Consider the following 20,021-nt stretch of genomic DNA (forward strand, 5'->3'; position numbering starts at 1 on the left):
GGGCGGCGGCGCGGCGCGCGGCGGCGAGCGTGCGGGGGAGCGGAGCGGCGAGCGCGGTGGCCCCTCGCGCGGTGGTGGTGAGCGTGCGGGTGGTTCCCGTGCCGGTGGTGAGCGTGCCGGTGCCGGCTCCGGTCGCGGCGTCCCGCAGCGGGGCTCACGCACCGCGGCGCCGCGCGGAGCGCAGCCCGCACGCCGGACCCGGCCGGCCCCCGCGGCCGAGCCGCTGCGCGACGTGCACGACCCCGAGGGCGTGCGCCTGCAGAAGGTGCTCGCGACGGCCGGTCTGGGTTCGCGGCGCGCGTGCGAGGACCTCATCGCCGACGGGCGCGTGACGGTCGACGGCGTGCTCGTGCGTGAGCTGGGGGTGCGCGTCGACCCGAGGACGGCGGTCATCCACCTCGACGGGCTGCGCATCCAGCTCGACACGTCGCTCATCACGATCGCGCTCAACAAGCCGCTCGGCGTCGTCTCGACGATGCACGACCCGGAGGGGCGCCCCTCGCTCGCCGAGCTCGTCGCGCACCGCGAGGAGCGGCTGTTCCACGTCGGTCGGCTCGACGCCGAGACCGAGGGGCTGCTGCTGCTGACGAACGACGGCGAGCTCGCCAACCGCCTGTCGCACCCGTCGCACGAGGTCGCCAAGACCTACCTCGCGCACGTCGAGGGGCACGTGGCCGGCAACGTCGCGAACAAGATGCTGCACGGAGTCCAGCTCGAGGACGGGCTCGCGAAGGTCGACCGGTACCGGATCGTCGACTCGACGCCCCAGGCCGCGCTCATCGAGGTCGTGCTGCACGAGGGCCGCAACCGCATCGTGCGGCGCATGTTCGAGGAGGTCGGCCACCCGGTCACGCGCCTCGTGCGGACCCAGGTGGGCCCGATCAAGCTCGGCGACCTGCGCCCCGGCAAGACGCGCGTGCTCGGCAAGGAGGAGCTCGGCTCGCTCATGACGCAGGTGGGGATGTGAGCTCAGCGGTCGCCACGCGCGGCCCGGTGCGCGTGGTCGGCACCGGGCTGCTCGGTGCGTCCGTGGGGCTGGGGCTCGCGACGCGCGGCGTCGACGTGGTGCTGCACGACCCGTCGCGCACCGCGCTCGCGCTCGCGCGTGACGTCGGCGCGGGGCGCCCGGCGCACCCGGACGACGAGCCGCCCGCGCTCGTCGTGGTCGCGGCGCCGCCGGACGTCACGGCGCAGGTCGTGCGCGACGAGCTCGCCGCGCACCCCGGGGCGGTCGTGACCGACGTGGCGAGCGTCAAGGGCGTCGTGCTCGACGAGCTCCGGGCGTGGGGCGCGGACCTGACCCGGTTCGTCGGCTCGCACCCCATGGCGGGTCGCGAGCGCTCGGGCCCGTCGGCCGCGGTGCCCGACCTGTTCGTCGGCCGGCCCTGGGTGGTCGTGCACTCGGGGGAGTCCACCCCCGAGGCGGTGCTGGCGGTGCGTGCGCTCGCGGTCGACCTCGGCGCCGTCCCCGTCACGATGGACGCGGCCGCGCACGACGCCGCGGTCGCGGTCGTCTCGCACGTCCCGCAGGTCGCCGCGAGCCTCGTCGCCGCGCGCCTGCGTGCCACGCCGTCCGAGGCGCTCGGTCTCGCGGGGCAGGGTCTGCGCGACGTGACCCGCCTCGCCGCGAGCGACCCGGCGCTGTGGACGTCGATCCTCGCGGGCAACGCGGGCGCGGTGCGCGACGTGCTGCGTGCGCTGCGCGGCGACCTGGACACCGTGATCGACGCGCTCGACCAGATCGACGCGGCGATGACCTGGGACGACATCGAGCTGGGCGCGCTCGCCACGGTGGCGCAGGTCGTCGCGGACGGCAACGCGGGCGTCGCCCGTGTGCCGGGCAAGCACGGCGGCGCGCAGCGCACGTACGAGGTCGTGACGGTCCTGGTCCCCGACAGCCCGGGCGAGCTCGCGCGGCTGCTCACGGACGTCGGGCACGCGGGCGTCAACCTCGAGGACCTGCAGCTCGAGCACTCGGCGGGCCGCCCGGTCGGAATGGCGGCGATCTCGGTCCTCCCGGGTCGCTCGGAACACCTGGAGGCGGAGCTGACGGCCCGCGGATGGAGGTTGGTGAGTTGAGCACGCAGGTGCCCGCGACGCGCGGGCGCACGGTGGTCGTGGCGGTCGACGGGCCCTCGGGCTCCGGAAAGTCGAGCGTCTCGCGGGAGGTGGCCCGCCGGCTCGGGCTCGCGTTCCTCGACACGGGCGCGATGTACCGCGCGGCGACGTGGTGGTGCCTCGAGACCGGCGTGCCGCTCGACGACACCGCGGCGGTCGCCGCGACGGTCCGCGGCCTGCCGCTCGCCGTCGGCGTCGACCCGGACGCCCCGACGGTGCACGTCGGGGAGCACGACGTCGCGGCGGCGATCCGCGAGACGCGCATCTCGGCGGCCGTCAGTGCCGTCGCCACGAACCTCGACGTGCGGGCCGAGCTCGGGCGCCTCCAGCGTGAGGCGATCGCCGCGGAGAGCTCGCCGGAGTCGTTCTCCCAGGGCCGGGGCGTGGTCGCCGAGGGCCGCGACATCACCACCGTCATCGCGCCCGACGCCGACGTGCGCCTCCTGCTGACCGCGAGCGAGGAGGCGCGGCTCGCCCGCCGGGCACGGGACGTGCACGGCTCGGACGACGCCGCCGCGGTCGAGGCGACCCGGGACCAGGTGCTGCGCCGCGACGCCGACGACGCGACGGTCTCGACCTTCCACACCGCGGCCGACGGCGTCGTCACGGTCGACTCCTCGGACCTCGACTTCGAGCAGACGGTGCGCGCCGTGCTGGAGGTCGTCGCCCGCACGACCGGCGTCCGGGCATGAGCGCGGCGGGGGTCCGCCCGGTCGCGGGCGCCGCTGTCGCCCCGGGGCACGCGCGCGGGCAGTGGATCGGTCGCCTGCTCGCGCACGTGGTGTGGGACACGCGTGTGAGCGGGACGGAGCACGTGCCCGCCGAGGGGCCGGTGCTGCTCGCGGCCAACCACCTGGGCGTGCTCGACGGCCCGATCCTCTTCGGCGTGGTGCCACGGTCGGTGAACCTCCTCGTCAAGCACGAGATGTTCCGCGGGCCGGTCGGCACCCTGCTGCGCTGGTGCCGGCAGATCCCCGTCGACCGCGCGAACGGGCGTCCGGCGCTCACGACCGCGCTCGCGGTGCTCAAGGACGGCGGCGTCGTCGGGGTGTTCCCCGAGGGCAACCGCGGCCGCGGGGACGTGACGAGCGCGCGCGCCGGCATCGCCTGGCTCGCGGTGAACTCGGGCGCGACGGTGCTGCCGGTCGCGGTGCTCGGCACCCGCCGCACCGGTGAGTCCGTGCGGCACCTGCCCGCGCCCCGGCGCCGGCTCGCGGTCGAGTACGGCGCACCGCTCGACCTGGCCGCGGCGCCCGGTGCGTCCCGGCGCGAGGCGCTCGCCGCCGCGCAGGAGGCGATCCGGACGGGCCTCGCCGCGCACGTGACGGCCGCCGCGGCCCGCACCGGGCTCCCGCTGCCGACCGACGACCCCGAGGCGCCGCGTCGTCCGCCCGCGCCGCGGACCGGGTCGCATTAGTCCCGCGAGCGGTGCGCGGGGGAGGATAGGGCCCATGAGCCAGACCGACCCGACCACGGGCCTGCCCGACGAGACCGCGCCGGCCGCGCCCGCGGTCCCGGGAACCGACGCACCCGCCGCAGCCGTCGCCGAGACCGAGCTGACCGACGCCCAGCGCGAGGAGGCCCTGCGGGTCGGCCTCGCGGAGTACGAGCTCGAGGACGAGGACCTCGCGCTGCTCTCGGGCGACGGGCTCGACGAGGACGGTGCCGGGCCCTCCGCGCCGCTGCCCGTCCTCGCGGTCGTCGGCCGGCCGAACGTCGGCAAGTCGACCCTGGTCAACCGCATCCTCGGCCGCCGCGAGGCCGTCGTCGAGGACAAGCCCGGCGTGACGCGCGACCGCGTGAGCTACCCGGCCGAGTGGGCAGGGCGCCGGTTCACCCTCGTCGACACGGGCGGTTGGGAGGTCGACGTCGCCGGCATCGAGGCGCGCGTCGCCGAGCAGGCCGAGGTCGCGATCTCGCTCGCCGACGCCGTGCTCTTCGTGGTCGACGCGACCGTCGGCCCGACCGCGACCGACGAGCGCGTCGTGCGCCTGCTCCGCAAGGCCGGCAAGCCGGTCGTGCTGTGCGCCAACAAGGTCGACGGGCCGCGCGTGGAGGCCGACGCGACCGAGCTCTGGAGCCTCGGCCTGGGCGAGCCGCACCCGGTGTCGGCTCTGCACGGGCGCGGCACGGGCGACCTGCTCGACGCCGCGATGGACGCGCTGCCCACCGTCTCCAAGCACGGCGCCGCGATCCCCGAGGGCGGCCCCCGCCGGGTCGCGCTCGTCGGGCGCCCCAACGTCGGGAAGTCCTCGCTGCTGAACAAGGTGCTCGGCGAGGAGCGCGTCGTCGTCGACTCCGTCGCCGGGACCACGCGCGACCCGGTCGACGAGGTCGTCGAGCTCAAGGGCCGGCCGTGGGTCTTCGTCGACACCGCGGGCATCCGCCGGCGCGTGCACCAGACGTCCGGCGCGGACTTCTACGCGTCGCTGCGCACCCAGGCCGCGATCGAGAAGGCCGAGGTCGCGGTCGTCCTCGTCGACGCGAGCGTGAAGATCACCGAGCAGGACACGCGCGTGATCTCGCAGGTCATCGAGGCGGGCCGGGCGCTCGTCGTCGCGTACAACAAGTGGGACCTCATGGACGAGGACCGCCGCCCGTTCCTCGAGCGCGAGATCGAGCAGGACCTCGTGCAGGTGCAGTGGGCGCCGCGCGTGAACTTCTCCGCGAGGACCGGCTGGCACACCGACCGGCTCGTGCCCGCGCTCGAGCGCTCGCTCGCGTCGTGGGACACCCGCATCCCGACGGGCAAGCTCAACGCGTTCCTCGGTGAGCTCGTCGCGGCGCACCCGCACCCGCTGCGCGGGGGCAAGCAGCCGCGCATCCTGTTCGCCACGCAGGCCAGCACCCGGCCGCCGCGCTTCGTGATCTTCGCGACCGGCTTCCTCGAGGCCGGGTACCGCCGCTACATCGAGCGCCGCCTGCGCGAGACGTTCGGCTTCGAGGGCACCCCGATCTCGATCTCCGTCCGGGTGCGGGAGAAGCGCAAGCGGTGAGCGGGACGCCGCGCGGCGCCGGGCCGGGCGCGGGCCACGGCGTGCGCGACCGGCACCTGCTGCTGCGCCTCGGGCTCCCGCGGGACCCGTCCGCGACCAAGCACCTCGCGGGCTTCCTCGTCGCGACGGTCAGCACGGTGCTGCTCACGCGGGCGCTGCTCGCGGTCAGCGGCTACCCGCAGCTCGGCGGCGGCGGCCTGCACGTGGCGCACGTGCTGTGGGGCGGGCTGCTGCTCGCGGTCGCGATCGTGCTGTCGCTCTCCTACGCGGGTCCCGTCGTGCGGCCCGTCGTCGCGCTCGTCGGCGGCGTGGGCTTCGGGCTCTTCGTGGACGAGATCGGCAAGTTCGTCACGTCCGACAACGACTACTTCTACGAGCCCACGGCCGCCCTGATCTACGTGGTCGTCGTCGGCCTCGTGCTGCTCGTCGAGGCGATGCACCGCCGCTCCCCGCGGCACTCCTCGGAGGCGCTCGCGGGTGCCGTGGACCACGCCGTGGCCGGCGTCGCGGGGGGCTTCAGCCCGCGGGCCCGTCGCCACGCGCGCGGGCTGGTGGCCGACGCGGGCGACGTCCCCGCCGCGGCGGAGGTCGGCGCGCTGCTCGACCGGGTGTCCGACGACACCGAGGAGCTGCCCGACGTCATCGGCACGGTCGCGCACTGGATCGTGCGCGGCACGCGGCACCTCGTGCGCGCCCGGTGGGTCCCGTGGGTCACCGTGGGTGCGCTCACGCTCACCGGTGCGGCGACGGTCGGGCGCGGGATCTACGCGTGGTCCGCGGGCGCCGACGTGCCCGGGTGGGTCGTGACCGGGATGCTCGTGAGCGGGCTGGCCTCGGTGCTGTGCGCGCTGCGCGGCCTCGTGCTCGTGCGGCGCGACCGCGAGGAGGGCTACCGCTGGTTCCGGCGCGCCGTCCTGCTCAGCCTGCTCGTGACGCAGATCTTCCTGTTCCGCATCGACGAGTGGGCGGCGACCGTCGGGCTCCTCGGCGACCTGTTCCTGCTCGGCGTCGTCGCCGCGGAGCTCGACGTGATCACGGAGCGACGGCTCGCCCGGGCCGCGGCGAAGGCACCCGACACCGGCTCGGACGAGCCCGCCCGGGGTCGGTGACCGGCGCCCCGGCCGGGGTGCGGTATTCTTTCCGAGGTCCGTTCGCGGGCCAGCGGGCTGTGGCGCAGCTTGGTAGCGCACTTGACTGGGGGTCAAGGGGTCGCAGGTTCAAATCCTGTCAGCCCGACAGTGTGTCAGCAGGTCAGAGGCTCGTCCCGCAGGTCGGGGCGGGCCTCTTCTGCGCGCTGGCGCCTGAGTCGGGGCCCCATCTGTCGGTGGACGTGCGCGGGCACGCCCCGTCGCGCGCGGACGAGCACGCCCGGACGGCTCCTCACCATGGCTCCATCACCTCGTCGTCAGCCGGGCCCCTCATCGGGCGCGGGCGCACAGGAGAGCGATGTCGTCGTCGTGGGCCGTCAGGCGAGCGCCGACGTGCTCGAGCAGGGTCTGAGGTCCTCGTGCCGGGTCGTGCTCCCCGACGCGGCGCACGAGGCGTTCGAGGTCGGCGGCGAGGTCGCCGCCGCGCGTCTCGACGAGCCCGTCGGTGTAGAGCAGGAGGTGGTCGCCTGACGTGAGCGTGATGCTGTGGTCGTGCCGGTCCGCCCCGGGTCGAGCGCCGATGAGGAGGTCGGGCGGGGTGTCGAGCAGCTCGGCGCGACCGTCGGCGCGCTGCAGGACCGGCGGTGGGTGACCGGCGTTGGACCAGAGCAGGAGCCGGCTGCCGTCGCTCGACCTCCTGACCTGAGCCACGACGAGCGTCGCGATCACGTCGAGCTGGAGGTGGTGCAGCGCGTCGTCGAGCGCGCCGAGGACGACGGCCGGCGACTCGTGCCTCGTCTGCGCGATCCCGCGGAGGATGTTGCGGACCTGGGCCATCGCGGCGGCGGCGTCCTGGTCGTGACCGGCGACGTCCCCGATGACGAGGTGCGCTGTCCCGTCGGGCGTGTGGAAGACGTCGTACCAGTCGCCACCCACCTGAGCGACCCGCTGGGCGGGTTGGTACGAGACCGCGAACTCCAGGTCGTCGCTCGGGGGCGGTGAGGTGAGCAGCCCACGCTGCAGCGTCTCGGCGATGCTCCGGACCTCAGCAGCGCGGCGCCGCTCGGCGTCGCGCACCTGGAGCCGGTCGAGCGCCTGCGCGCACTGGGCCGCGAACGCCCGCAGGAGCTCGACCTCCTCGGCCGGGAACGTCCGCTCGCTCGCGAAGGCGACGGCGAGCGACCCGAGCAGCCGGGGACCGATCTGCAGCGGGAGCACCGCCCAGGCATGCGTGGGCTCGGCGGTCAGCGCCATCGCGTCGAGCAGACCGGGGTACCCGGCAGCCGCGGCGCGGTTCGGGACGAGGACGAGGCTGCCACGGGCCGCGATCGAGGAGGGCATCGGCCCGTCCAGCGGCAGCTCCCCGAACGCGCGCTGCACGTCGCCACCGAGCGAGGGGGTGACCGTGAGGTGCAGCACGTCCTGGCCGGGTTCGCGGACGGCGATCGAACCGCCGCTCGCGTCGAGCACGGGGAGCCCGGACCCGAACACCACCTCGATCAGCTCGGCGACCGAGTCCGCCGACCCGACCCGGAGGGTCACGTCCGCCAGGCTCGCCAGGCGCCGGCTGGCGACGTCCTTCGCGCGCAGTGCCGCCGCGAGGTCCTCGGCGCGCGCGAAGAGGTCCGCCTCGACCTCCATGGCGCGACGCTCCCAGTGCTCACCACGCTCGCGTTCGACGGCGTGGCGCCGGCTCTCCTGCACGAAGTCGGTGACGTTCTCCGCGCGCTGCACCAGGAGGGCCACCCGACCCTCGGCGTCCAGGATCGGCACGCTGATCAGCGACCAGTACCGCTCGACCATCCCGCCGGTCTCCGGGTCGGGCACGTCGTACTTCTGCAGCGGCATGGCGTCGGGACGCCCGGTCGCCACCGCGCGGTCGAACGAGCTGCGGATCCACGGCACGCCGTGCTCGTCGAGCGTCTCCGCGGTCGGCGGGAACGCCTCGAACACCGGGGTCCCGACGATCTCCTCGAGCGCCCGGCCGACGTTGGCGAGGTACGCCTCGTTGGCGTCGAGGATCCGGTAGTCGGGTGCGACGGGCGACATCACCAGGTAGGACGTCGGGATCTGCGCGAACAGGGCAGCGTGGTCCACGACGACGTCACGTCCAAGGCCGTCACCCGCGGCGTCGTCGTGCGTCCGCCCCACCGCGCGCGACGCCCCGGTCCCACTCACGTGCACTCCGTCCCGTTGGGTTCGCGATCGTCGGCGACGAGGCAGACGGCTGTGAGCGAGGTCCTTGACTGAGGCATTCTCGCTCGTCGCACGGTGATCCACCCGTCGACGACGGGGACGGAACGATCACCCGCAGGGGTCCTCGGTGGCGCGGCGGGCGGTGCGTACGATGCGACGATGCGGGAGCTGCGGTGACGGACGACGGGCCGCTGCGGCTGCACCCCGGGGGCGATCTCGTCCTCGACCCCGACCTCCACGCGCCTGCAGCGGCTCGGCACCACGTCCGGGACCTTCTGGCTGGTGCCGGACGCGACGCCTGGATCGACGCAGCGGAGCTCGCCGTGAGCGAGCTGGTCACGAACGCGGCCCTCCATGCCCAGACGGCGATCGAGGTCTCCGTGATGCTGAGCCCGCAGGAGGTGCGTGTCGAGGTCCGCGACCACAACCCCACAGGCCCCAGGCAGCGCAGGTACGGCGCCCACGCGACGACGGGCCGGGGCATGGGGATGGTGGCCGCCATGACCGACCACTGCGGCGTGATCCAGCTCGAGGACGGCAAGATCGCCTGGTTCACCCTCACCGCGGGGGCGCCGGAGCCGTCTCTCGACGAGATCCTCGCGGCCTTCGACGAGGAGCAGTGGGAGGTCACGCCGAGTCCACCGTCGAGCGGGACGGCCGTGGGTCCACCACCACCCGTGACCGGCCGGGTCGTGCTCGCGGGCGTGCCCCCGACGCTCTGGATGGCTGCCCAGGAGCACCACGACGCGATGGTGCGCGAGCTCCGTCTGTACGGCGCGAGCCACCCGGAGACGCGCGTCGACTTCGCCAGCGCGGAGGTCGCGCGCACGGCGCTCCTGGACCTGGTGGACGTCGAGGTGCGGAGGGCTCCGAGCGACACCGGGCGGCCGGTCACGCTCCCGGAGGGGCACCCGAGCCCCCTGCGCGAGGTCCGGGCACCTGTGCACCTCGCCCTCGACGTGCCGCCCGCCGTCGCTGCCGCCTCCGCTGCCCTGCAGGACGTGCTCGACGCGGCCGAGCGGCTCGCCCGTGACGGTGCGCTCCTGGCCTTCCCCGGTCAGCCGGAGATCGTCGCCCTCCGGGACTGGGTGTGCGAGCAGGTGCAGAGCCAGCTGCGCGGGGTCCCGCCGCGGCCGTGGGTCGGCAGTGCGGACAGGCGCTTCGAGGTCGACGCGGAGGCCGCGCGGTCGAGCGCCGCGACCGCGGCGGTCATCGACCGCGTCCGGTCCAGCCCTCGAGGTGTCGTGGCCTCCGACGCGCGCAACCGCATCCTGGGTGTGAGCGCAGGGCTGGCCGCCTCCCTGGGCTGGGAGGTCGACGACCTCGTCGGGCGGCGCCTCGTCACGCTCATCCCGCCCTCTCTGCGGGAGGCCCACATCGCCGGCTTCAGCCGGCACCTCAGCACGGGCCGAGCCCACGTGCTGGGGGTACCGCTGCTGCTGCCCGTCCTGCACGCCTCGGGCCACGAGCTGCTGTGCGACTTCGTGATCGAGCAGGTCGGCGCCGGAGACGGCCAGTCCCTGTACCTCGCGTGGATCGACCCGCGCGATCCGGGGCAGCAGCGGCGCGCTCGCCCCGAAGGCTCGTGACGCCGGTCCGCCCAGACCTTGGCCGCCCCGGGCCTCGCGGGGCGGCCGCCGACGCGACGGGGTCGGGCGTGCGCAGCCGACGTCTCATGCAGGGGGCGCAGGCGCTCCCGACGACAGCCCATCGAGTACGGTGCGGTCGGCCTCCGAGAGCCAGGTCTCCTCGAGGAGGGTCGCTCCGGCTGCGCGCAGCGCGGCGCTGAGCGGTCCGGCCCACAGGTGCTCGATCAGGGCGACGACGGCCAGCCCGTGCGTGGGGACGACGTCCGCGAGAGACCAGCTGTCGGCGGGACCGACGCCCTCGACCCCCTCGTGCACACCCTCGAGCAAGGCGGCCACGACCTCGCCGTGGCCGTCGACGTCGCCCTCGACCGTCTCCAGCGAGCCGTCCCGGGCGCGCCGCACGACGAGCAGGTCGACCAGCCGCACGACGCCCGCCGCACGCAGGCGCGTGAGCTCGGACAGCACCGAGCCGTCGAGGTGGGCCTCGTCGAGCCCGAGCACCAGCACCTGCACGGGTCCAGCGGTCACGGCGAGACCCGCGCGGCGAACGTCGCGAACTCGTCGTCGGTCAGGACTCCCTGGTCCCGGAGCTCGCGGAGCTGACGCACGGCGTCGGGCTCCGCGGCCCTCGGCGGCATGGACGCGGACCGGGTCGTCGGGGGGTGCCGCAACGTGGGCGGCACCTGCTCCTGCGGGTGCTGGAGCGAGTAGATCTGCGCCGGGGTCAGCCGGCCTCCGTAGTACGGGACCTGGCCGGTCATCCCCGAGCGCCGCAGCTGCCTGGGTACCAGAATCATCGGCGGGCTCCTTCGATCAGCCGGTCATCGTGTGGCGCACCCGTTCCAGCATGGTCTGCTCCCGGTCACTGACCCGCGTGGCGCCGATCCCCAGGAACCCGCCCTCCTTGGCCGCGTCGGCTGCGGCCTGGGCGATGTCGACGACCCAGCGGCTGAAGGCGGTCGCCTCCGGCGGCGTCGCCTTGGCGGCCAGGAGGGCGCGGGTCGCGTGCAGCTCGTCCAGCAGCGCCTCCCGCGGGTCGCCGCCCCCGCCCGGGCGGTAGCCCTTGAGCGGGTGCTCGCGCTGCTGGGTCATCGCCTGGACGTCGAGGGCGACGTCGGCCAGCAGCGGCTCGCGGGTCGGCGGGTTCATCGCTCCGCGCACGGCGGCCATCTGCTCCTTGCCCGCCTCGATCGGACCGCCGGGGTCGGCCAGGGAGACGGCCAGTGCCGCCACGAACGGCGCGCGCACGATCTGAGCCCACTCGTCCTCGGAGAAGTCGTCCTTGGCGGCCATGCGTCCACGCAACCCCTCGCCCCGCACGCTGTCAATGCCGCTGCGCGGGTGTTGCCGCACCGCCGACGGGTGTGCAGTGCGACTGGTCAGCGCGCGGAGCCGGCTCCGCCGTCCAGGGCCGGGGCCTGCGAGCCCGCCGAGCGCCGACGTCGCCGGACGACGACGAACACCGCGGCGAGCGCCACCGTCGTGATCGTCGCGGAGAGCACGATCGAGGCGAGCGGGAAGCCCGCCAGGGCCGTGCCGACGAGGTACGCGAGGCAGCAGGTGTAGACCGACCAGAGCGTCCCGCCGATCGCGGACCACACGAGGAACCGGCGGTACGGGTACCGGGCGAGCCCCAGCGAGGCGTTGACGACGAACCGCACGCCGGGCACGTAGCGGCCGGCGACGAGGAGCACCGGGGCGCTCGAGCCCATCGACGACATCACCGCCGCGACGCGCCGGTCGCGCAGCGTGGCCTCGAGCCGCGGACCCACGGAGGCGCCTGCCCGCCGGGCGATCCCGTAGAGCGCCGAGTCGCCGACGACCGCGCCGAGTGCCCCCGCGAGGACGACCCAGCCGAGCGCCAGCACGCCCTGCGCCGCCAGCGTGGCCGCCGCGTTGAGGGTGGTCTCCCCGGGCAGCAGGGCGATGACCGCGTCGCCGAGCACGAGGAGGAAGACGGCGACGTACGCCCACGGCTCGGACTCGATGTCCAGGGCGGCCAGCGCGTCGCGTCCACCGGCGCGGTTGAGGACCGCGACGAGGGCGACCAGCACGACTGCGACGCCCACCGCGACGAGCAGCCCTCGCCGGGCGCGGTGGGAGGGGTGGGGGCCGGTCGTGCGAGGGGTGCCGTCGTCCGCGCCGCCCTGGCTCATCCCGCACCCGCCGCCTCCGCCGGAGGGCCAGCGACGCGGCAGCGGCGGCCCGACCGGTCAGGTGCAGCGTCGCGCGCCGGGGGCGTCCGCGCAACCACCGGCTCCAGCGCCGAGGTGCCGTTCCCCGTCCTGCGCCCCGAGCGCCTCCAGCGCGCCGAGCGCCGGACGTGGTCGGCCGACGGGCCGGTGGGAGCGCCGGACGCCGCGCCTCATGCACCGCGGACGATGCCGCGTCGCTCCGGACCCCGTGAGGCTGGCGTCCGGGGTCGGTTCCGGGCCCGTCGGTCCGTGCGGGGCGACTCGATCCCGTGCGGGGCGATCGAGGCGCTGCCGCGCCGCCGGGGGAAGGAGCGGGACCGTGGCCGATCCTGCCTCGACGCGACCGTCCACCGACCTGCGCCGCGTGCTGATCCCCCTCGCGCTCGCGCAGTTCATCTGCAGCTTCGCGGGCTCGAACATGAACGTGATGATCAACGACATCAGCGAGGACCTGGGCACGACCGTCCAGGGCGTGCAGTTCGCGATCACGATCTTCCTGCTCGTCATGGCCGCGCTGATGATCCCCGGCGGCAAGCTGACCGACAAGTACGGCCGCAAGCTGTGCCTCAACGTGGGTCTCACGGTGTACGGCGTCGGGGCGCTGATCAGTGCGGTGTCGCCGGGGATCGGCGTGCTGATCCTCGGCAACTCGATCCTGGAGGGCATCGGCACCGCGCTACTGATCCCGCCGGTCTACATCCTCACGACGCTGCTGTTCACCGACGTGACCTCCCGTGCTCGCGCGTTCGGGGCGATCAGCGGGATGGGCGGCATCGGGGCGGCGGCCGGACCCCTCATCGGCGGGCTGATCACGACCGCGATCAGCTGGCGGGCCGCGTTCGTCTTCCAGGCCCTGGTCGTCGTGGTGATCATCGTGCTCAGCCAGAAGTACGTGCGCGACCCCCTGCCGGCCGACCGGACCCGCCCCTTCGACGCCGGCGGGGCGGTCCTGTCGGCGCTCGGCCTCGTGCTCGTCGTCCTGGGCATCCTGCTCGCCGACGACAACATCGTCGCGATGCTCGCTCTCGTCGGCGCCGGGGCGCTCGTGCTCGTGTGGTTCTTCGCGTCGACCCGCGCCAAGGAGCGCGCCGGCAAGGAGCCGCTGCTGTCCACGGCGCTCTTCCGCAACCGCACGTCGAACCTCGGGCTCGTCACGCAGAACATCCAGTGGATGATCCTCATGGGCGTCTCGTTCGTCGTCTCCGCCTACCTCCAGGTCGTGCGCGGCTACAACGCGATCGAGACCGGCGTGGTCTTCACGGCGGCGACGGTCGGTCTGATGCTCTCGTCGCTGGCGGCCGAGCGCCTCGCGAAGCGGCGCGCGCAGCGGACGCTCGTCCTCGCGGGCTTCGCCGTCACGATCGTCGGCATCGTCGTCTTCCTCGTGGTCGTGGGCCTCTCCGACAGCGTCTGGGCGTTCGTGCCCGGGCTGTTCCTGATCGGGCTCGGCATCGGCGCGATGCTGACGCCGTCGGTGAACATCGTGCAGTCGAGCTTCGCGGAGCACCTGCAGGGCGAGATCTCCGGCCTGTCGCGCAGCGTCTCCAACCTCGGGTCCTCGCTCGGCGCGGCCATCGCGGGGACGATCCTCGTCGCTGCGATCACGACCCAGCCGGGTCGCTCCTACGCCGTCGCGATGAGCGTCCTCGCCGTGATCGGCGTCGGTGGGCTCGTGGCGGCGGCGCGGCTCCCCGCGGTGCCGCCGTCGCCGGCGGGCTCGCCGGCGGTGCCGAGCCAGCCGCGGCGCCCCGCGCAGCCGAGCTAGCCGCGCCCGCCCCCACAGCCGAGCTAGCCGCGGCGCCCCCGCGCAGCTGCTTCGGACGGCCCGCCTGCCGCTGCTCCGGACGGGGCCGTGCTCCCGAAGAGGTTCGGGAACAGCGCCCCGATGAGGGTGAGCGTGCCGTAGACGACCATCCACACGCCCAGGACCCACAGGAGCACCGTGAAGGACCTGCCCGGCCACACGAGGACGGCGATCCCGGCGGCGAGGGTCACGACGTTCGCGACGGCCGGCCACACCGTGCGGTCCCGGACCGCCTCGACGAGCCCGAGCGCCCCCTGGGCGACCAGGACCGCTCCGAGCGTGACGGCGAGCACGGTCAGGGTCGTGATCGGGGCGAGGAGCAGCACGATCGACGCGGCGACCCAGACCACGCCGACCACCGCCGTGAGGACGCGCGCCCCCCGGGGGACGCCCCGCGAGGCGGCCGCCTGGACGATCCGCACGACGCCGGTGACCAGGAGGTGCAGGGCGAAGAGCAGGAGCAGGATCCTGGCCGCGGGCTCCGGCCGTGTCTGCACGACGATCCCGAGCAGGATCGACACGACGCCGTAGAGCGCCGTCACCCATCGTTGCGCCATCGGTCGCCTCACGTCCCGGCCGGACGGGCCCGCCCGCGGTGACCGGGCCCCCTGCTGAGGTCGAGCGTGGTGACGTCCGGACCGCAAGACCTCACCTGCATCGGGTGAGGCGCGGGGCGCGCGCCCCACCGTCGACGGACGTCTCGCTCCCGGCCGCGCGACGAGGACCGGCGACGCCGCACCTCGCCGCGCGGCTCTCATCCGTCGGGGATGACGCCGGGGGCCGGAGGATGCGCGACGCTGCGAGCGCACCGGTCCGCTCCTGGACACGCCACGCCGCGGGTGCTCGACGACGCTGGTCCGTCGAGGCGTGGTGACCGCCACCGCCGAGCACCGACGGAGCCCGCATGATCCGCTTCCTGATCCGTGCGCTCGTCTTCCTGGCGTCGTCGGCCCTCGGTCTGCTGGCGGCGAGCGCGATCCTCGGTGACGACTTCCGGCTCACCGCGACCGGCTTCCTTGCCACCGTGGTGATCTTCGCCGTGGCGCAGAGCGTGCTGGCCCCGTTCATCGCCTCGGTCACCGCGCGCTACGCCTCCGCGTTCCTCGGGGGCGTCGGGCTGCTGTCGACGTTCGTCGCGCTCGCCCTGGCCTCGTGGATCACCGGCGGGGTCACCGTCGACGGCGCGACGGCGTGGGTCGTGGGCACGTTGGTCGTCTGGCTGGTGACGGCGCTGGGCTCGCTCCTGCTCCCGCTCGTCTTCCTGCGCAACCGGCGGGACGCCGCCGGGAAGCCGCCGGTGGCCGGGCCCCGGGCGTCCCCGTGACCTCCGCCCTGCTCGGGGTGGCTGCGCGTGGCGGCGACGGGACTCGCCCGGCACGGGGGAGGCCCCGGGCCGCCCGGGGACGAAGCATGCACTGAGCGACGCCAGCACGATCCTGCGGAAGGACACGAGGATGCCGGACACGCAGACGCCCGCCGGAGGTTCGCCGGCCGACGAGCTCGCCGCGCGCATCGAGCTCCTCGAGCGCGAGAACGCCGAGCTCCGCCGACGTGTCGCCGCCCCGGCACCGCAGGGGGGCACCGCGCCGGCAGGGCGGCCGGTCCGTCCCCAGCGCCTCAGGTCCGTGGCGGCGGCCCTCCTCGTCGTGGGCGGGCTGCTCCTGGCACCCGTCGCGGTGGTCGCCGCCTGGGCGGAGCGCGAGCTCACCGACACCGAGCGGTTCGTCGAGACGATCGGGCCGCTCGCCGGCGACCCCGTCATCCAGTCGGCGGTCGTCAACCGGCTGACCGCGCTCGTCATGGAACGCGCCGATGTCGACACCCTCGTGCACGACGCCGTCACGGCGATCGGCAGCCAGGAGGGTCTGCCCCCGCGCATCGCGCTGGCGCTCGGCGCGATGGAGGAGCCGCTGACGAGCGGCGTCGAGTCGTTCGTGCGCCGTGCCGCCACCCAGGTCGTCGAGAGCGACGCGTTCGAGACGGCGTGGGTCGAGGCCAACCGGATCGCGCACGAGCAGCTCGTCGCCGTCATGCAGGGCAGCGAGGGCAGCACGCTCCAGGTCGGCGACCAGGGCCAGCTGACGATCCAGCTCGCGGGGGTGATCTCGGCGCTCAAGGACCGGCTCGTCGCGGGGGGCTTCGACATCGCCGCCAACATCCCCGAGGTGAATGCCTCCTTCACGCTCGTGCAGACCACGCAGCTCGTGAAGGTCCAGAACGCCTACAACACCGTGCGGATCGTCGGGACCTGGCTCCCGTGGGTCAGTCTCGGTCTCCTCGCAGCCGGCGTCCTGACGGCACGCAACCGCTCCCGGACGCTCGTCGTGGTCGGGCTCGGCCTGGCGATCTCGATGTTCGTGCTCGGTCTCTCGCTCTCCTTCGGCAGGACGCTGTACCTGGGCGAGCTGACCGGCAAGATCGCGCGGCTCGACGCGGCCGAGGTGGTCTTCGACCAGGTCGTGGTGTACATCCGGGCTGCCCTGCGCACGGTCGCCGTCGCGGGTCTCGTCGTCGCCGCCGCGGCGTACTTCGGCGGCGGCAGCGCGTCGGCGCGCACCATGCGGGCCGAGACGTCGCGGGCGTTCGCCGCGTCCCGCACCTGGGCCGAGCGGCGCGGGGTCACTGCCGGGCCCGTCGGCACCTGGCTCGGGGCGCACAAGGGGTTCGTCCGTGCGGTGATCGTCTCGCTCGCCGGGCTGGCGATCCTGCTGGCGTCGACGCCGACGCCGGGCCTCGTCGTGGGTGCGGCCCTCGTCGCCGCGGTGCTCGTCGCGCTGCTCGAGCTCGTCGCCCGACCGGGCCCCCCGCACCCGGTCGACGCGACGCCCGAGCCGGCCGGTGCCGTCGACACGGCCGCGGGTCCACCGCCCGAGCTCGCCACCCTCGCCCGCTGAACCGCCGTCGGCGGGCGAGGGGGGCACGACGCCCGCTCCGGTCGGGCTCGTCCCCGTCCTTCGGCGCCGAACCCGATCCGGAGGTGGTCCCGGTGTTCCTGAAGCAGCAGTCCCACGGGCTGAGCCGAGAGCAGCGCGAGGAGCTCGGCCGGTCCGTCCGCGAGACCGTGCCGATCGAGGCGCACGCCTACCTCGACACGCTCGGGCGGACCGACCCCGTCGAGCTCCTGGAGGGGCAGGCCGCCTCACGCGTCCCCGAGCTCGTCCCGCTCCGGTACGGCCGCATGCTCGCGTCGCCCTTCGCCCACCTCCGGGGTGCAGCGCTCGTGATGGCGTCCGACCTCGCACGAGCACCGCGGACCGGGCTCGAGGTCCAGCTCTGCGGCGACGCGCACATGAGCAACTTCGGCGTGTACGCGTCGCCGGAGCGGCGGCACGTCTTCGACCTCAACGACTTCGACGAGACCTTCCCCGGTCCGTTCGAGTGGGACGTCAAGCGCCTCGCCGCGAGCCTCGTCGTGGCGGCGCGCGGCAACGGCTTCGGCAGGAAGCAGGCGAGGCGGATCGCCCGGTCCGCCGCCGAGGGCTACCGGAGCGCGATGACCGACCTCGCCGGTCTCGGCAGCCTGGCCGCGTGGTACCAGCACCTCGACGCCGACGAGCTGGTGTCCGAGATCGGGAGCGTGCTGGACGCACGACGTCAGGCCCGCATGCGGTCCACGCTCAAGAAGCACCGCTCCCGGGACAACCTCCACGCACTCAAGCGGCTCACGTCCGTCGTCGACGGCCACGCGCGGATCCGCAGCATGCCGCCGGTGCTCGTGCCGGTCGAGGAGATGCTGGAGGGAGCGGCGCTCGACGCCCTGTACGCGCAGATGGACGGGTTCGTCCACGCGTACGGGCGGACGTTGCAGCCGAACCACGCCCACCTGCTCGAGCAGTTCCACTTCGTCCAGATGGCCCGCAAGGTCGTCGGCGTGGGCAGCGTCGGCACCCGGGCCTGGATCCTGCTGCTCCAGGGTGTCGACGAGGGCGACCCCCTGTTCCTCCAGGTCAAGGAGGTGGGCGAGTCCGTCCTGGCCCGCTACTCGCCCGCCCCGGGCTGCGACGACCAGGGCAAGCGGGTCGTGCTCGGCCAACGGCTCCTGCAGGCGACGAGCGACGTCTTCCTGGGATGGCAGCGGGCGTACGGGATCGACGGCGTCGAGCGGGACTTCTACGTGCGTCAGCTGCGCGACGGCAAGGGCTCGGTCGTCGTCGAGGCGATGGCCCGCGACGCGATGACGTACTACGCGAGGGTCTGCGGTCGGACCCTCGCACGGGCGCACGCGCGCTCGGGCGACCGCGTGGCCATCGCCGCATACCTCGGGACGACGGACCGGTTCGACCGGGCTGTCGGGGAGTTCGCGGACGCCTACGCGGACCTGAACGCGCGCGACCACGACGCGCTGGCCGAGGCGGCAGCCTCCGGCAGGGTCACGGCCGCGGTGGCGTGAGGTCCCGGTCCGGACGAGAGCGCGGAGCCGTCCGCCCGAGCTGCTCGTCGCTGCCGCCCTCGCCACGTGGCTCATCCGTGCCGGACGACGTGCACCTCGGGGCCCGTCGGCACAGTGGGGAAGTCGCGTGAGCGTGCCCGCGCCGCGACGAGGAAGGAGCCCGCTGATGCCGACCCGTCCACCGGTCGCGGACCAGGGCACCGTCGGCGACCTGCAGGTGACGACGCGGCAGTCCGGCGCCGTGGACGCCCTGGTGATCTTCGGGGCGACGGGCGACCTCGCCCGGCTGGAGACGTTCCCCGCGCTCGTCGGTCTCGTCGAGCGGGGCGTGCTGACCGCGCCGGTCGTCGGCGTCGCGAGGAGCGGGTGGCAGCTCGCCGAGTTCCGCCACTACGCCGCGGAGTCGCTCCGGCTGAACGGGATGGACCCCGGGAGCCCGGCCGCCCGGACGCTGCTCGACCTCCTGCGGTACGTCGACGGCGACCTCGACGACCCCGGGACGTACGCCGCGCTGTCCTCCGCGCTGGGCGACGGGCGCCGGTTCCTCTACTACCTCGAGGTCCCGCCCGCGCTCTTCGGCCGGATCGCGCGGGGGATCGCCGCCGTCGGCCGTGCCGGCGGCTCACGGGTCATGGTGGAGAAGCCGTTCGGGACCGATCTCGACAGCGCCCGGCGCCTCGACGCGACGATCCACGAGTTCTTCCCGGAGTCGAGCGTCTACCGCGTCGACCACTGGCTCGGGCTGGACCCGCTCGAGAACGTGCTGGTCGCGCGCTTCGCGAACTCGGTCCTCGAACCCCTCCTCACCCGGGACCACGTCCGCAGCGTCCAGATCACGATGGCCGAGACGTTCGGGGTGCTCGAGCGTGGGAGCTTCTACGAGCGGACCGGCGCCGTCCGGGACGTGCTGCAGAACCACATGCTGCAGGTCCTGGCGAGCGTGCTCGCCGAACCGCCGACGGGCGACGTCGCCGAGTCGTGGGTCGCCTCGAAGTCGGCCATGCTCGCCGCGGTGCGCCCGCTCGACGCCGAGCGCGCCGTGCTCGGCCAGTACCTCGGGTACCGCGACGCCCCCGAGGTCGCCCCCACGTCGACGACGGAGACGTACGCGGCCGTGCGCCTCGCCGTGGACTCGTGGCGATGGGCGGGCGTGCCGGTCCTGGTCCGCGTCGGCAAGTGCCTGCCCGTCACGGCCACCGAGATCACGTTCGAGTTCCGTCGCCCTCCGCTCGACGTGCTGGGCGGCCTCGCGGACGAGCCGGCCAACCGGCTGCGCTTCCGCATCTGGCCCGACAGCGCCGTCGGGCTCCGGCTCGTCGGCAAACGACCGGGACCCGGGTGGGCGGTGGCGGCGGAGGAGCTCACGTTCGCGCGGCAGGCCGGCACGGACATGCGCCCGTACGACCGGCTGATCGGTGCCGCGCTCGACGGCCGGCGGGGGCTCTTCGCCCGCCAGGACGCGGTCGAGGCCGCCTGGCGCGTCGTCGACCCCGTGACGTCCGCCGGGCTCCCCGTGCACCCGTACGCCCCTGGCTCGTGGGGGCCGCCCGAGGCCGACGGGCTGCTGCCTCCCGGCACGAGGTGGCTGGACCCGCAACCGTGAGCGCGAGCTCGACCCCGTCGCACGACACCATCGAGGAGGCAC

At 74.6% G+C, this 20,021-nt stretch carries 18 protein-coding genes and 1 tRNA gene; 13 read left to right on the forward strand and 6 right to left on the reverse strand.

Annotated elements, in window-relative coordinates; translation table 11 throughout:
* From AB6N24_RS10220 to AB6N24_RS10250, 7 genes are all read left to right on the forward strand, one after another.
* The coding region (locus tag AB6N24_RS10220; RefSeq protein WP_412869299.1) for a pseudouridine synthase at positions 1–967 on the forward strand (967 nt) is incomplete at its 5' end.
* Positions 964–2,079, forward strand: coding sequence for a prephenate dehydrogenase (locus tag AB6N24_RS10225; protein ID WP_412869300.1), 1,116 nt, complete (start codon positions 964–966; stop codon positions 2,077–2,079). The genes AB6N24_RS10220 and AB6N24_RS10225, both read left to right, overlap by 4 nt.
* Positions 2,061–2,810, forward strand: a complete 750-nt coding sequence (gene cmk / locus AB6N24_RS10230) for a (d)CMP kinase (RefSeq protein WP_412869301.1) — start codon at positions 2,061–2,063, stop codon at positions 2,808–2,810. Before AB6N24_RS10225 ends, cmk begins: the two co-directional genes overlap by 19 nt.
* A complete protein-coding gene (locus AB6N24_RS10235) occupies positions 2,807–3,535 on the forward strand; it encodes a lysophospholipid acyltransferase family protein (protein ID WP_412869302.1) in 729 nt (242 codons plus the stop codon). The genes cmk and AB6N24_RS10235 overlap by 4 nt, the downstream gene beginning before the upstream one ends.
* Before the next feature lie 34 nt (positions 3,536–3,569).
* Positions 3,570–5,114 (forward strand): ribosome biogenesis GTPase Der, encoded by a 1,545-nt coding sequence (gene der, locus AB6N24_RS10240; protein ID WP_412869303.1) that lies wholly within the window; start codon positions 3,570–3,572, stop codon positions 5,112–5,114.
* Positions 5,111–6,223, forward strand: a complete 1,113-nt coding sequence (locus tag AB6N24_RS10245; RefSeq protein WP_412869304.1) for a hypothetical protein — start codon at positions 5,111–5,113, stop codon at positions 6,221–6,223. The genes der and AB6N24_RS10245 overlap by 4 nt, the downstream gene beginning before the upstream one ends.
* 53 nt (positions 6,224–6,276) lie before the next feature.
* A tRNA-Pro gene (locus tag AB6N24_RS10250) sits at positions 6,277–6,350 on the forward strand.
* A gap of 182 nt (positions 6,351–6,532) precedes the next feature.
* On the opposite strand, the gene AB6N24_RS10255 is transcribed toward AB6N24_RS10250, so the two are convergent.
* Positions 6,533–8,380, reverse strand: coding sequence for a SpoIIE family protein phosphatase (locus AB6N24_RS10255; protein ID WP_412869305.1), 1,848 nt, complete (start codon positions 8,378–8,380; stop codon positions 6,533–6,535).
* Between the two features lie 191 nt (positions 8,381–8,571).
* Here AB6N24_RS10255 and AB6N24_RS10260 point away from each other — a divergent pair, with 191 nt between their 5' ends.
* Positions 8,572–9,987, forward strand: a complete 1,416-nt coding sequence (locus AB6N24_RS10260; protein WP_412869306.1) for an ATP-binding protein — start codon at positions 8,572–8,574, stop codon at positions 9,985–9,987.
* An 84-nt stretch (positions 9,988–10,071) separates the two neighbouring features.
* On the opposite strand, the gene AB6N24_RS10265 is transcribed toward AB6N24_RS10260, so the two are convergent.
* The 4 genes from AB6N24_RS10265 to AB6N24_RS10280 all read right to left on the reverse strand — a co-directional run bounded on the left by AB6N24_RS10265 (position 10,072) and on the right by AB6N24_RS10280 (position 12,143).
* Positions 10,072–10,515 (reverse strand): DUF6325 family protein, encoded by a 444-nt coding sequence (locus tag AB6N24_RS10265; RefSeq protein ID WP_412869307.1) that lies wholly within the window; start codon positions 10,513–10,515, stop codon positions 10,072–10,074.
* A complete protein-coding gene (locus AB6N24_RS10270) occupies positions 10,512–10,784 on the reverse strand; it encodes an SHOCT domain-containing protein (protein WP_412869308.1) in 273 nt (90 codons plus the stop codon). Before AB6N24_RS10270 ends, AB6N24_RS10265 begins: the two co-directional genes overlap by 4 nt.
* 16 nt (positions 10,785–10,800) lie before the next feature.
* Positions 10,801–11,280 (reverse strand): hypothetical protein, encoded by a 480-nt coding sequence (locus AB6N24_RS10275; RefSeq protein WP_412869309.1) that lies wholly within the window; start codon positions 11,278–11,280, stop codon positions 10,801–10,803.
* Between the two features lie 86 nt (positions 11,281–11,366).
* The gene (locus tag AB6N24_RS10280) at positions 11,367–12,143 is read right to left on the reverse strand and encodes a DedA family protein (protein WP_412869310.1); all 777 of its coding nucleotides are present in this window, start codon (positions 12,141–12,143) and stop codon (positions 11,367–11,369) included.
* A gap of 358 nt (positions 12,144–12,501) precedes the next feature.
* Between AB6N24_RS10280 and AB6N24_RS10285 the strand changes: the two genes are divergently transcribed.
* Positions 12,502–13,947, forward strand: coding sequence for an MFS transporter (locus tag AB6N24_RS10285; RefSeq protein WP_412869311.1), 1,446 nt, complete (start codon positions 12,502–12,504; stop codon positions 13,945–13,947).
* 23 nt (positions 13,948–13,970) lie between these two features.
* Here AB6N24_RS10285 and AB6N24_RS10290 read toward each other — a convergent pair whose 3' ends face one another.
* A complete protein-coding gene (locus AB6N24_RS10290) occupies positions 13,971–14,543 on the reverse strand; it encodes an HdeD family acid-resistance protein (protein ID WP_412869312.1) in 573 nt (190 codons plus the stop codon).
* Positions 14,544–14,890: 347 nt separating this feature from the next.
* Between AB6N24_RS10290 and AB6N24_RS10295 the strand changes: the two genes are divergently transcribed.
* The 4 genes from AB6N24_RS10295 (at position 14,891) to AB6N24_RS10310 (ending at position 19,979) form a co-directional block, all read left to right on the forward strand.
* Positions 14,891–15,310: a hypothetical protein gene (locus AB6N24_RS10295; protein ID WP_412869313.1), complete on the forward strand. Its 420-nt coding sequence runs from the start codon at positions 14,891–14,893 to the stop codon at positions 15,308–15,310.
* A gap of 130 nt (positions 15,311–15,440) precedes the next feature.
* Positions 15,441–16,880: a hypothetical protein gene (locus AB6N24_RS10300; RefSeq protein WP_412869314.1), complete on the forward strand. Its 1,440-nt coding sequence runs from the start codon at positions 15,441–15,443 to the stop codon at positions 16,878–16,880.
* 92 nt (positions 16,881–16,972) lie between these two features.
* Positions 16,973–18,376, forward strand: coding sequence for a DUF2252 domain-containing protein (locus AB6N24_RS10305; protein WP_412869315.1), 1,404 nt, complete (start codon positions 16,973–16,975; stop codon positions 18,374–18,376).
* A gap of 166 nt (positions 18,377–18,542) precedes the next feature.
* Positions 18,543–19,979: a glucose-6-phosphate dehydrogenase gene (locus tag AB6N24_RS10310; RefSeq protein WP_412869316.1), complete on the forward strand. Its 1,437-nt coding sequence runs from the start codon at positions 18,543–18,545 to the stop codon at positions 19,977–19,979.
* Positions 19,980–20,021 lie beyond the last annotated feature (42 nt).

Origin of the sequence: Cellulomonas jepli, from assembly GCF_047229345.1 — a bacterium.
GTDB lineage: Bacteria > Actinomycetota > Actinomycetes > Actinomycetales > Cellulomonadaceae > Cellulomonas_A.